Raw genomic sequence first — 13,248 nt, forward strand, 5'->3', positions numbered from 1 at the left:
GGGGCTCGACCTTAATCCGCGAACGGATCGCGGACGAGAATGGTGTCCTCGCGCTCGGGGCTGGTCGACACCAACGCCACCGGGCACTGGATCAATTCCTCGATCCGGCGGATATATTTGATCGCCGCGGCGGGCAGCTCTGCCCAGCTGCGCGCGCCTGCGGTCGATTCGGACCAGCCGGGCATCGTCTCGTAGACCGGCTCGATCGCCGCCTGATCCTGCGCATTCGCCGGATAGTAATCCAGCGTCTCGCCGCGCAAGGTGTAGCCGGTGCAGATCGAGACCTCGTCGAAGCCGTCGAGCACGTCGATCTTGGTCAGCGCGATGCCGGTGATCCCCGATACTGCCGCGGACTGGCGGAGCAGCACCGCGTCGAGCCAGCCGCAGCGGCGCTTGCGCCCGGTCACGGTGCCGAACTCGTGGCCGCGGGTGCCGAGCCGCTCGCCCACGTCATTGTCCTGCTCGCTCGGGAACGGCCCCGAGCCGACGCGCGTGGTATAGGCCTTGGCGATCCCCAGCACGAACCCGACTGCGCCCGGCCCGAGCCCCGAACCGGCCGCCGCGGTTCCGGCGACGGTATTCGACGACGTGACGAACGGATAGGTGCCGTGATCGATGTCGAGCAGCACGCCCTGCGCGCCTTCGAACAGGATGCGGCGACCGCGCCCACGCGCCTCGTTGAGCATCCGCCACACCGGCTGGGCGAAGGGGAGCACGAAGCCGGCGATGTCGCGCAGCTCGGCGATCAGCGCATCGCGATCGATCGCGGGCTCGCTGAAGCCGGCGCGCAGCGCGTCGTGATGCGCAAGCAGGCGGTCGAGCTGCGGGCCGAGCTCGTCGAGATGGGCGAGGTCGCACACCCGGATCGCGCGGCGGCCGACCTTGTCCTCATAAGCCGGGCCGATGCCGCGGCGGGTGGTGCCGATCTTGCCGGCGCCGCTGGCATCCTCGCGCAGCGCGTCGAGATCGCGGTGGAAGGGCAGGATCAGAGGGCAGGTGTCGGCGATCTTGAGCGTGTCGGGGGTGATCTCGATTCCCTGCTCGCGGAGCTTCTCGACTTCGGCCTTGAGGTGCCACGGATCGAGCACCACGCCGTTGCCGATCACGCTCGGCGTGCCGCGAACGATTCCCGAGGGGAGCAGCGAGAGCTTGTAGACCTTGTCGCCGACGACGAGGGTGTGTCCGGCATTGTGCCCGCCCTGGAAGCGCACGACGACATCGGCGCGCTCGGCGAGCCAGTCGACGATCTTTCCCTTGCCTTCGTCGCCCCATTGGGCGCCGATCACTGCAACATTTGCCATGAATACACGTCTCCGCCTGCCGGGCGGACCCTGGCCACCCTTCGACAGGACTCGGCGGCCGGGCGGTGCGGGGGCAGGGCAGCGCCCGAAGCCGCGGGGCCAATGGCGCCCGGGGCGGGCCGCGTCAAGTGCCTATGGGTTCAATCGTCGAGCGCCGCGCGCACCCGCCGCGCCAGCCGGTCGATGTCGAAGGGCTTGGTCAGGATCGAATCGCCGAGCCCGGCAATGTCGGGAGTATAGCCGCTGGTCAGCAGCACCTTGAGTTCGGGCAACGCGCTGCGCGCGCGACGGGCGAGGTCGCGGCCGCTCATCTCGGGCATCACCACGTCGGTGAACAGCAAGGAGACGCGCTGGCCGCGCGCGATCATCCGCAGCGCCTCGGCGCCGTCGGCCGCGGACACCACGACATAGCCGAGTTCGCGCAGCGCCTCGACCGAATAGCTGCGCACGCGCTCCTCATCCTCGACGACCATCACCACTTCGCCCGGCCGCGCGCGCCCTGCCTCGTCGATCTCGGCCGCCTGCGCCGCGGTGTCGATCTCGCCGTCATAGACCGGGAGATACAGGCTGACGCGCGTGCCGTGGCCCTGCTCGGTATGGATTCGCACGGTCCCGCCCGATTGCCGGGCGAAGCCGAACACCTGGCTGAGGCCGAGCCCGGTGCCCTTGCCGACGCCCTTGGTGGTGAAGAACGGATCGAAGGCGCGCGCGGCGACTTCAGGGGGCATGCCCGCGCCGGTGTCGTCGACGGTGATCGCGACATAATTGCCGGGCTCGACGCCGAGCGCCTGCGCCTCGCTCGCCCCGGCTGCGACATTGTCGGTCTCGATCGTCAGCCTGCCGCCGCCCGGCATCGCGTCGCGCCCGTTGACGCACAAATTGAGGATCGCATTTTCGAGCTGGTTCGGATCCGCCAGCGCCGGCCGCAACCCGTCCGCCAGCCGCGTCTCGACCATCACTGCCTCGCCCAGCGTGCGCGCGAGCAATTCGATCATCCCCTCGATCATCGCGTTGGCGTCGACCGGGGTCGGGGCGAGCGGCTGCTGGCGCGAGAAAGCGAGCAGCCGCTGGGTGAGCGCCGCGGCGCGGGTGGCGCCGTCGCGCGCGGCGACGAGATAGCGGTCGACATCGGTGCGTCCCTGCGCGATCCGCCGCTCGAGCAAGTCGAGCGCGCCGATCACCACCGCGAGCATATTGTTGAAATCGTGCGCGATGCCGCCGGTGAGCTGGCCCACCGCCTCCATCTTCTGGGCCTGGCGCAATTGCTGCTCGGCCTGCATCAATTGCTCGGTGCGTTCGAGCACTGCCGCCTCGAGTTCCTCGCGCGAGCGCGCCAGCACTTCGCGGGCGTCGACGATCTCCTGAATGTCGGTGCAGGTGCCGAACCAGCGGATTATGCTCCCGAGATCGTCGCGCACCGGCTGGGCGCGGCCGAGCACCCAGCGATACCGGCCCGAATGATGCCGCAGCCGATATTCGATGTGATAGGGCTCGCCGGTGGCGAGGCAGTGTCGCCACAGCGCCCAGGTCCGGTCCTGATCCTCGGGGTGGAAGACATTCGCCCAGCCCTCGCCGTCGGTCGAGCCGTGGGGCACACCGGTGAATTCGTACCAGCGATCATTGTAATAATCGTGATAGCCGTCGGGCAGCGTCGACCACACCATCGGATCGATCGAATTGGCGATCGCCCGGAACTTCTCCTCGCTCGTGCGCAGCGCCACCAGCGCGCCGGCGCGCTCGACTGCGTCCCACGACATCTCGGCGATCGCCTCGATGAACGCGACTTCGTCGGGCATCCATCGGCGGGGCTCGGCCTGATTGACGAACATCGTCGCGACCCAGTCGCCGCCGCGCAGCAGCGGCACGCCGATCGCCGCCGCGGCGCGCTGCGAAATGTCGCTGTCGACCGGGAGCTCGCGGATCGCGTCGTGCAGCACCAATGTCCGCCCCGCACGATAGCTCTCGATCGCGGCCGCGCCGATGCCGTGGAGCGGGATGACGCCACCATCGAGCAGCGGCAATCGTCCGCGCGTGGCCGAGGCGCCGAAGGCGATCGTCTCGTCGGTCACCCGATAGAAGCCGACGCGGCTCGCGGCGAGCTGGTCGACCAGGGCCTCCGAAGTGGCAGCCATGATCGCGTCGGGCGTGTCGAGCATCCGTTGGGTCTCGGCCAGCGCATAGACGAAGGATTGCGCGGCGTTCGCCTCGCGCAATTCCTCGGCGGCGGCGCGCGCGGCCTCTTCGGCCTCCCGGCGCACGGTGATGTCGAAGCTGACGCCGGGGAAGCGGAGCGGCTTGCCTTCGGAATCGAGGAACGGCTTGCCCTGCGCCGCGACCCAGCGGATCGCGCCGTCGGGCTGGACCAGGCGATATTCCTGCGAGAAAGGCGCGCCGGTGGCGAGCGAGGTCGCAATCGCTTCCTCGAGCGCCGGACGATCGTCGGGATGCACGTTGACGAAGAAGGCCGCGAGCGGCGCGCCGACGCCTTCGAGCGCCTCCTCGACTCCGTAGAGCCGCAGGAAGCGCAGATCCGCGGTCACGCGGCCGCTGGGAATGTCCCAGAACCAGGTGCCGACGCCTACCGACGAATCGAGCGCGAGCTGCAGCCTTTCCTCGCTGGCGCGCAGCGCCGCCTCGGCAGTCGCGCGTTCGGTGACGTCGTTGGCCAGCACGAAGATGTCCGTGGTCTCGCCGTTCGCGTCCTTGATCGGCTGGTAGACGAAGTCGAGCATGCGCTCCTCGGCATCCTCGCCTGGAGTGCGCTGCAGACGCACCGGAACTGCGTCGGCGCGATAGGTGACGCCGCTGCGAAACACCTGATCGAGCAGCCCGACAAAGCCTTGCTCGACGACTTCCGGAAGCGCTTCGGCAACGGGCATGCCGAGCACGTCGCGCCCGCCGATCAGGTTGCGATAGGCGGGATTGGCGAGCTCGAAGACATGGCCGGGTCCATGCAGCAGGGCGACCGCGCCGGGGGCTTGGGCGAACAGATCGCGCAGCCGCTCGACCTCGGCGAGGCGGGCGCGCTCGGCGAGTACGGTGCGGGTGGTCTCGCTGCCCTGATTGAGGATGCCGACCACTGCGTTGTGCTCGTCGCGGATCGGAGTGAAGCTATAGTTCCACCACGTTTCCTGGCGCGCGCCGTTCCGCTCCATCGGCAGCATCTGGTCATAGGTCGAGAAGCCCTCGCCGGTAGCGAGCACCCGCTCCATCTCGGGCCCCACCAGATGCCAGATATCGGCCCAGACCTCGGCACCCGGCCTTCCCAGCGCCCAAGGGTGGCGATCGGCGGGGATCGGCGCCCATGCGTCGTTGTAGAGCAGGCGAAGCTCGCGGCCCCAATAGATCGCAGTGGGGAAGCTCGATCCGAGCGCGATGTTGATCGCGAAGCGCAGTGCCTGCGGCCAGCTTGCGATTTCGCCGAGTGGCGTGGCAGCCCAGGGATGCGCGCGAATCCGGTCAGCCATCTCGCCGCCGTGATCCAGAAATCGAAGCGACGAGGACATCGGGGAAAGCGATGAAGATACAGGTGCTTGGTGTCAACCGCTCGACTTGGGCGCGCGCGGCCCTATGCTGAACGAAACAGGAGAGAATTGCATGAAACTCGCCAGCCTGAAGCAGGGTCGTGACGGCAAGCTCGTCGTGGTGTCGAACGATCTGGCATGGTGCGCCGATGCCAGTGCGATCGCACCCACCTTGCAGGCGGCGCTCGACAATTGGGAACAGGTCGAAACCGACCTGCGCAATCTCGCGACCGACCTCGAGCACGAGACGATTCCGATGCTGCGCTTCCACGAGCGGCAGGCGGCATCGCCGCTGCCGCGCGCCTATCAATGGGCCGACGGCTCGGCCTATGTGAACCATGTCGCCCTGGTCCGCCAGGCGCGTGGCGCCGAGATGCCCGAGAGCTTCTGGCAGGATCCGTTGATGTATCAGGGCGGCTCGGACGCCTTTCTCGGCCCGCGCGATCCGATCCCGCTCGCCGACGAGGCGTGGGGCTGCGATCTCGAGGCCGAAGTGGTGGTGGTCACCGGCGACGTGCCGCTCGGCGCCTCGCGTGAGGACGCGCTGGCGGCGGTCCGGCTGGTCGGGCTCACCAACGACGTGAGCTTGCGCAATCTCATTCCGGGCGAGCTCGCCAAGGGCTTCGGCTTCTTCCAGTCCAAGCCGGCCAGCGCCTTCTCGCCGGTGTTCGTCACCCCCGAGGCGCTCGGCGACTGGTGGAAGGACGGCAAGCTGCATCGCAGGCTGATGGTCGACCTCAACGGCAAGCCGTTCGGCCGCGCCGAAGCGGGCGAGGACATGACCTTCGATTTCGGCACGTTGATCGCGCATGCCGCGAAGACCCGCGCGCTCGGCGCCGGCACGATCATCGGCTCGGGCACCGTCTCGAACCGCGACAGCGATGGCGGCCCGGGCAAGCCGATCGGCGAAGGCGGCGTCGGCTATTCGTGCCTCGCCGAACTCCGCACGATCGAGACGATCAAAAGCGGCAAGCCCGAGACGCCGTTCCTCAAGGCCGGCGACACCGTCCGGATCTGGGCCGAGGACGACCGGCACCACCCGATCTTCGGGGTGATCGAGCAGGTCGTCGGGGGCTGATCTCCCTCTCCCGTCGGGAGAGGGTTGCGCAGACTTGGTCCCGCTTCTTCAGCGGGGCCTAGTCGGAGCTGGGTGAGGGGATCGCCCTGTCGATAGCAGGACACCCTCACCTAGCTACGCTAGGCAGCAAGCTGCCAAGCTTCGCTACCTCTCCCACAGGGAGAGGAGCAGGAGTCCCCTAAAGCTTGCCCGCGTCGTTGACTTCGATCCAATAGCCGTCGGGGTCCTGGAGGAAGATCTGGCGAATGCCGTCGGTGCGCATGTTCTGGATCGCGCCGGGCTTGCCGGCGACGTCGCTCCAGCCTTGGCCACGGGCCTTGAGCTTGGCGAGGATCGGATCGAGGCTGGCCACGCCGATCGCCATGTGCACGCGCCGCGGTTGCTCGACCGGCGCGGTGCGGCCGGGCTGGATGTGCAACTCGATCCCATTGGCAAAGCGCATCCAGCGCGGCCCGCCCGCCGGGAAAGGCGCGGGGATCTCGCCGAGGCCGAACATCTCGCGATAGAAGTCGATGCTCTTCTGCTGGTCGACGACCCAGATCGCGACATGGTCGAGCCGGGCGACCGGCGCGGGCTTGTCCTGTGCGAGCGCCGGTGTGGCGAGCGGGAAAAGCAGGGCAGCGTACAGTGAAGTGCGCAGAAGCATTCGAATCCTCTTCCTTTTTGCCGAGCCTAGCATCCCTGCGCGCCGGTGGAAGTGCGACCTTGGCACTAGAACGGAAGCAATCCCTGGCGCGCTTCGAGCGTCCAGCTGTCGAGCAGCTCATGACCCTTGCCGTGGACGCTCTTGACCAACAGGAGCTGCCGGACATGCCAGCGTATCGGCGACACTTCGATGTTGCGTTGCTGCCATTCCTCGTAAGTCAGCGATACGTGGGGATCGAAAGCATGGTCCGGGCGGTCGATTTCGAACGCGTCGAGCCGGGCGACGAGCGCGCGCTGGAAATCGCGTAGCGCCCGCATTCGGCTGCCGACCAGCGCATTGCCGCTGATCCGATTGAGACTCACCTCGAAAGGTTCGGCTTGCAGCGATGCCGCGGCCCGGCGAATCCGTTCGAGGTTTTCCGGCGAGAGCAGCCGGATGTCGCCGAACGGGACGAGCGTGAAGTGGAAGCGCTCCAAGGCATATTTGCGCGCCAGTTCATATTGGCGCCGCAGACCGTCCATCGCCGCGGCGGCGTCCGGATCGGGCTTGATCATCAGATAGAGCATCTGGTCGTCGCGGCGCAGCTGCCGGCCGGACACGTTTTCCCCGGTGGTCGGAAACATCATCGTCATTCTCCTCAGTGAAAGTCGCGCGATTTGACCGGGATCAGGTCCGGCGCCTTGAGGCTGCGCCGCGGCGGCCAGCTCTCCAGCGCGCGTTGCGGCGGCAGCTTGAGCCGATCGCGCGGATCGATCGTGCCGCCATGCGTCGCGCCGTCGCCGGGGGCGGTGAAGCGCGGCAATTCGAGTTCGCCGACTTCGCGCAGCCACGGGGTCAGATCGATGATCGTCTCGGCGACGAGGTGGATCACGATGCCTTCCTTCTGCACCTTGCCGCGGATCGCCAGCATCGTCGCGGTCATCACCGTGCGCCGATTGGCCTCGAACCGGTCGGCCCAGAACACGGCATTGGCGATGCCGGTCTCGTCCTCGAGCGTCACGAACACCACGCCGTTGGCGCTGCCCGGCCGCTGGCGAACGAGAATCAGCCCGGCCACCTCGACTCGCGCGCCGTCTTTCATTTTCATCAGATCCGCGCATTTCGCGATCCGCCGCGCCGCCAGCTGATCGCGCAGGAAGGTCACCGGATGCGCGCGCAGCGACAATTGGGTCGCGCGATAATCCTCGACCACTTCGCGGCCCTCGGTGAGCGGCACCAGCCCAACCGGTGTCTCGACGCTCTCGGGCACGGTGACGCCTTCGCGCGCATCGGCGGCGCTGAACAGATCGAGCGGCTTCTGGCCGAGCCCTTTGATCGCCCACAAGGCCTGGCGCCGGTTGAATCCCAGCGCATGGAAGGCATCGGCGCGCGCCAGCCGTTCGAGCGCCGCCGGCTTCACCCCCGAGCGCCGCCAGACATCCTCGATCGAGACGAACGGCGCCCGCGCGCGGGCCTCGAGGATTTTGTTGGCATCTGTCTCAGCGAGCCCCTGCACGATCCGCATCCCAAGCCGGATCGGCTGCATGCCCGCCCAGCCTTTGTCGGTCCCGCAGAATGCCGCATGCCGGGGACGCGTATTGGGTCCGTCGGGCACCATCCGCGTGTCCCAGTCGCTTTGGTTGATGCACACCGGTCGCGCCTCGACGCCGTGCGCTCGCGCATCGCGGACCAGTTGCGCCGGCGCGTAGAATCCCATCGGCTGCGCGTTGAGCAACGCCGTGCAGAACACGTCCGGATGATGGCATTTCATCCATGACGAGGCATAGGCGATCTTGGCGAAGCTGGCGGCGTGGCTCTCGGGGAAGCCGTAATTGCTGAACCCCTCGATCTGCGCGACCAGCCGTTCGGCGAAATCGTCGCTGATATGGTTGGCGCGCATGCCGGCGAGCAGCTTGGGTCCGAACTCGCCGATGCCGCCGGTCGATTTGAAGGTCGCCATCGCGCGCCGCAGCCGGTCGGCTTCGCTGGGCGCGAAGCCGGCGCCGATGATCGCGACCTGCATCGCCTGTTCCTGAAACAGCGGAACGCCCAGCGTCTTCCTGAGTACTTTCTTGAGCGCAAGGGAGGGATAGTCGACCAGCTCCGGATTCTGCCGGCGCTTGAGATAGGGGTGGACCATATTGCCCTGGATCGGCCCGGGCCGGACGATCGCGACCTGAATCGCGATGTCGTAGAAATTGACCGGCTTCATCCGCGGCAGCATCGACATCTGCGCGCGGCTCTCGATCTGGAACACGCCCAGCGTGTCGGCCTGACGGATCATCTCGAACGTTAGGTCGTCATCCTCCTGCATCAGCGGCGAGGCGAGGGTGAGGTGCGTGGCCTTGTGATCGGCGAGCAGGTCGAAGGCACGCCGCATGCAGCCGAGCATGCCGAGGCCGAGAATGTCGACCTTCATGAAGCCGAGCTCCTCGATATCGAGTTTCTCCCATTCGACCACGCGGCGATCGATCATCGCGGCGGGCTCGATCGGGATCAGGTCGTGCAACTTGTCGCGGGTCAGCACGAAGCCGCCCGGGTGCTGCGACAGATGGCGCGGCGTGCCGATCAGTTGCCGCGCCAGCTCGAGCGTCAGCGCGAGCCGCGGGTCCTTGCGGTCGAGGTTGAGCGCGTCGGCGTGGCGGTCGTCGACTTCGTTCGACCAGCCCCAGACCTGACTCGACAGCGCCGCGGTCAGATCCTCGGGCAGGCCGAGCGCCTTGCCGACTTCGCGCAATGCGCCGCGCGAGCGGAAACGGCTGACCACGGCGGTCAGCGCGGCATGGTCATGGCCATAGGTTTCGTAGATCCACTGGATCACTTCCTCGCGACGCTCATGCTCGAAATCCACGTCGATGTCGGGCGGCTCCTTGCGCTCGGTCGAGATGAATCGCTCGAACAGCAATTGGTGCTTGATCGGATCGATCGAAGTGATCCCCAGCGCGAAGCAGATCACCGAATTGGCCGCGCTGCCGCGCCCCTGGCAGAGGATCTGCTGGCTGAGCGCGAACTGGACGATCGAATTGACCGTGAGGAAATAGGGCGCATAGCCCATCTGCTCGACCAGCCCGAGCTCGTGCGTGAGCAGGTCCTGATGCGCCTTGGAAGGCTTGCCGGCGAACCGATGCTTGAGCCCGTTCCACGCCAGCGCGCGCAGCGCTTCCTGCGCGGTGCGTCCGTGGATGACGGTCTCCTCGGGATATTGGTGCTCGAGCTGGCGCAGCGAGAAGGTGCAGCGCTCGACGATCGCTTCGGTCGCGCGCAGCGCCTCGGGATAGTCGCGGAAGCGCCGCGCCATGTCCTCGGGCGACTTCAAATGCCGGTCGGCATTGCGCTCGCGGCGGAAGCCGAGTTGGTCGATCGTGCATTTCTCGCGGATCGCCGTGACCACGTCCTGCAGCATCCGCCGATCGGGCGTGTCGTAGAGCACGTCGCCGGTCGCGAGCGATGTCAGCCCGAAGCGCCGGGCGTTCTGGTTCAGCTGGTGCAGCCGCATCGCGTCGCCCGGCCGGCGATGCTGGGTCAGGCAGACATGCCCGCGATCCCCGAACACATCCGCCATCCAGCGCAGCGACAGCGGATCGCCCGGATCGGCGAGCCCGGGCACCAGCGCGCCGACCAGTCCCTCGGCGTGCGCCGCGACATCCTCCCAATGCAGGAAGCATTTGCCCTTTTCGCCGTGCTGCGGATCGGCGCGCGACTTGCCGAGCGTGAGCAGCCGGGTGAGCCGCGACCATGCCGCTTTATCCTCGGGCCACACCAGCACCGCGCTGCCGTCGACCAGATCGAGCCGGCACCCGGCGATCATCCTTATGTCGACGCCGAGCGCCGAGAATTGCTCGGCGGCGACCAGCGCGCGGACCACTCCGCCCACCGAATTGCGGTCGACGATGCCGAGAGCAGGGAGGCCGAGCAATGCCGCCTGACGAAACAATTCCTCGGGCGCGGAAGCCCCGCGCAGGAACGAGAAATGCGTCGTCACCTGGAGTTCGGCATAACTCATCCGAACACCCCGTGCAGGTACCAGCTGAGATCCCCGGTCGCCGGGCGCTCGCCATCGCCCTTGCGGAACAGCCAATAGCGCCGCCCGGCATCGTCCTCGACGCGGAAATAGTCGCGGATGTGATGCATCTCCGCGGCGCGCTTCCACCATTCGCCATGCACGCGCTCGGGTCCGTCGGCGCGCACCACGCGATGCGATTGCCCACGCCAGGTGAAGCGGCGCGGGGCATGATCGGGCAGTTCGGCGACGACATGGTCGAGCCGTTCGGGCCGGCGCAGCAGCCGCGCCGGCTTGGGCCATTCGGGATGCCAGGGATGGAGCGCGGGATTGCGGTCGAGCTGGCCGACAGCGTCGATCTTGCCGCGCATGCCGGCGCGTTCGGGCGGATCGAGCACCGCCATGCTCGCCACCGATCGTTCGGGCACGTCGCTCTCTACCGGGCGATTGCGCCACATCGCACCCAAGCCGATCCGCGTGGCCAGCGTGTCGACCAGAGTCGCGAGATCGGGTGCCGCTTCTTCGTCGAGCCGTTCGGCGAAAGGCTCGGGCCCCAGCGGCATCGCGCGGCGGACGTGCAACGTCAGCGCGTCCACGCCGTAGCCCGGCTCGATCTGCTCGATGCGGCGGGCGAGCAGGCGCAGCAGATGCGCGCCGTCGCGGCTGGGGCGGGCAAGGCCGATGCGGATGCGCTGCGGCACGCCGTCGACCCGGTCGGCGACCAATTCGATCCGGCTCGCGCCCAGCCCTTTTTCTGCCAGCGCGGCGGTGAGGCGCGGGACGAGCGTTCCCAGCCAATGCGCAATCGCCTCGGCAGTGGCGATCGGCTCGGCGAAGCGCTGGACGATCGCGATCGGCTCGGGCGGCGTCACCGGATGCAGCGGCTCGGGCAGCCGGCCCAATGCCTGTTCGAGCCGGGTGGCGATCGCCGCGCCGAACCGCCGGACCAGGGGCGCGCGCGGCATCGCGGCGAGCTGCGCGATCCGCCTGACGCCGAACCGGTGGAGCAATTCCACCGCGGCGGCATCGATGCGCAGCGCCTCGATCGGCAGGGGGGCGACGGCTTCGGCTTGCCGGCCCTTGCGACAAAGCAAGCCGTCATCCCCGCGCAGGCGGGGATCCAGAGCCCCGAGCGATGCCCTTTCCGACTCTGGATTCCCGCCTGAGCGGGAATGACGAGGGGGCGGATAATGCGCCAATGCCCAGGCCGCGCCCGGCGTGTCGGCGATCGCGATCCGCGCGGAATAGCCCAGCCGGGCCAGCATCCGCCGCAGCCGCATCGCCATCGCCGCTTCGCCGCCGTGCAGATGCGCGACCCCGGTCAAATCGAGGAACAGGGTATCCTCGCCGTGGATCGCCACCGTCGGAGTCCAGCGCCGCGCCAGCGCGATCGCGAGGCCGGCGAGATGCGCGCGGTCGCCTTCGGGATCGGCCGGCCGGATATCGAGCCCGGCGATCTGCGCGCGGGCCTGGGCGAGCGCCATGCCGGGCGCCAGCCCCAGCGCGCGCGCGGCAGGGCAGGCGGCGGCGATCTCGACGCGGTTGCCGTTGCGGATGCTGGTGACGAGGGGCTCCAATTCCTCCCCGGAACGGGGAGGGGGACCGCCGAAGGCGGTGGAGGGGCGCGGCGGTTTACCGCCGCGTGCCGCGGCGGCCCCTCCACCATCGCTGCGCGATGGTCCCCCTCCCCGAGACAAGCTCGGGGAGGAATTAGCCCCTTCATCCGGCGGCATCGCGCGGAACGGGTTCATCGCGGCTTCGTCGCGTCGCCCCACCTCGTGCCTCGCCGGCTGCCGCGTCACCGGCGGCAGCGCGACCTTGCCGAGCTGGTCCTCGCGCGCCCAGCGCGCGCCCGGCCGCCAGCCGCCGCCACGCGGCACCGAACAGGCATGCTCCTGCTCCCGGGCGGCAGCCGCGCGCAACGGATCGAGCGAGGCCGGTTCTGGCGCGCGCGGCTCAGGCGGCGCGGCGCGCCGCTCCGCCTGCCACAGCCTTTCGATCGGCCACATTGGCAGGAAGAGCGCAGCGACCCGTTGCATCGCATGCCTCCACTTGCATTTCGAAAGAGTCGCCGCCCTTCTGGCGCACCAGCGCCAGTTGCCAGCGCGCGCGCCCCACGCCTTCCACCGGCAGCGGCGTCGACGGCGCGCAGCCGACTCGCCAGCGCGTCACCGCCGCCGAAGGCGCAGCCAGCGGATCGCTGCCCTCGCGCGCATGCCGGCGCATCAGCAAAGCGATCGTGCGTCCGCCCTCGGCGGCGAGCTGGAGCCGGCGGCTCGCGGTCATGTCGGCACGCTTCACTTCGCCGATCACCGCACCCAGGCCGCGATGCCGCAGCCCTTCCTCCATCACCGCGAGCAATTCCTGATCGTCGCGCGCTTCGGCATAGATCAGCCGCTTATGGTCGAGCCCCACCTGGGCGAGCCCCGGCGCGAACAGGTCGCGCCGCCGCACCACCCACAATATCGGGCCCCAGGCGCGCGCGGCGATCCCGGCGAGGAACAGAGTCGCGGCGCAATCCTCGGCCATGTCGCCCGAAGCGGCGGCCACTTCGTGCAGCGCGTCGAGCCGGAGGCCATTGTCGGCAAGCCGCGAGTCGAGCGCTGCGATCCCGAACGGCAGCGCCGGCCGGCGACGGAAATCCTTGGTTTCCATCGCGCGCAATTGCGCGCGAAGCTGGTCAAGAACGGCAGGATCGGCCATAAGGCGGCAGCGGACAC

General features: G+C 68.4%; 8 protein-coding genes. 1 reads left to right on the plus strand and 7 read right to left on the minus strand.

The window, feature by feature from the left end; translation table 11 throughout:
* Positions 1 to 11: 11 nt before the first annotated feature.
* On the minus strand, positions 12 to 1,301 hold the full coding sequence (locus tag Q9Q95_RS19020) for an adenylosuccinate synthase (RefSeq protein ID WP_306098727.1): 1,290 nt from the start codon (positions 1,299 to 1,301) through the stop codon (positions 12 to 14).
* Between the two features lie 140 nt (positions 1,302 to 1,441).
* A complete protein-coding gene (locus Q9Q95_RS19025) occupies positions 1,442 to 4,768 on the minus strand; it encodes a PAS domain-containing protein (protein ID WP_306098728.1) in 3,327 nt (1,108 codons plus the stop codon).
* A 130-nt stretch (positions 4,769 to 4,898) separates the two neighbouring features.
* Here Q9Q95_RS19025 and Q9Q95_RS19030 point away from each other — a divergent pair, with 130 nt between their 5' ends.
* Positions 4,899 to 5,903, plus strand: coding sequence for a fumarylacetoacetate hydrolase family protein (locus Q9Q95_RS19030; protein WP_306098729.1), 1,005 nt, complete (start codon positions 4,899 to 4,901; stop codon positions 5,901 to 5,903).
* A gap of 178 nt (positions 5,904 to 6,081) precedes the next feature.
* Here the strand turns inward: Q9Q95_RS19030 and Q9Q95_RS19035 are convergent, their stop codons facing one another.
* The 5 genes from Q9Q95_RS19035 to Q9Q95_RS19055 form a co-directional block, all read right to left on the minus strand.
* A complete protein-coding gene (locus Q9Q95_RS19035) occupies positions 6,082 to 6,549 on the minus strand; it encodes a VOC family protein (protein ID WP_306098730.1) in 468 nt (155 codons plus the stop codon).
* 65 nt (positions 6,550 to 6,614) lie between these two features.
* Positions 6,615 to 7,175: a 2'-5' RNA ligase family protein gene (locus tag Q9Q95_RS19040; RefSeq protein WP_306098731.1), complete on the minus strand. Its 561-nt coding sequence runs from the start codon at positions 7,173 to 7,175 to the stop codon at positions 6,615 to 6,617.
* Between the two features lie 11 nt (positions 7,176 to 7,186).
* The gene (locus Q9Q95_RS19045; RefSeq protein ID WP_306098732.1) at positions 7,187 to 10,531 is read right to left on the minus strand and encodes an error-prone DNA polymerase; all 3,345 of its coding nucleotides are present in this window, start codon (positions 10,529 to 10,531) and stop codon (positions 7,187 to 7,189) included.
* Positions 10,528 to 12,567: a DUF6504 family protein gene (locus Q9Q95_RS19050; RefSeq protein ID WP_306098733.1), complete on the minus strand. Its 2,040-nt coding sequence runs from the start codon at positions 12,565 to 12,567 to the stop codon at positions 10,528 to 10,530. The genes Q9Q95_RS19045 and Q9Q95_RS19050 overlap by 4 nt, the downstream gene beginning before the upstream one ends.
* Positions 12,485 to 13,231, minus strand: a complete 747-nt coding sequence (locus Q9Q95_RS19055; protein WP_306098734.1) for an ImuA family protein — start codon at positions 13,229 to 13,231, stop codon at positions 12,485 to 12,487. The genes Q9Q95_RS19050 and Q9Q95_RS19055 overlap by 83 nt, the downstream gene beginning before the upstream one ends.
* Between the last annotated feature and the right edge of the window lie 17 nt (positions 13,232 to 13,248).

Origin of the sequence: Sphingomonas sp. DG1-23, assembly GCF_030730875.1 — a bacterium.
Classification (GTDB): domain Bacteria; phylum Pseudomonadota; class Alphaproteobacteria; order Sphingomonadales; family Sphingomonadaceae; genus Sphingomonas.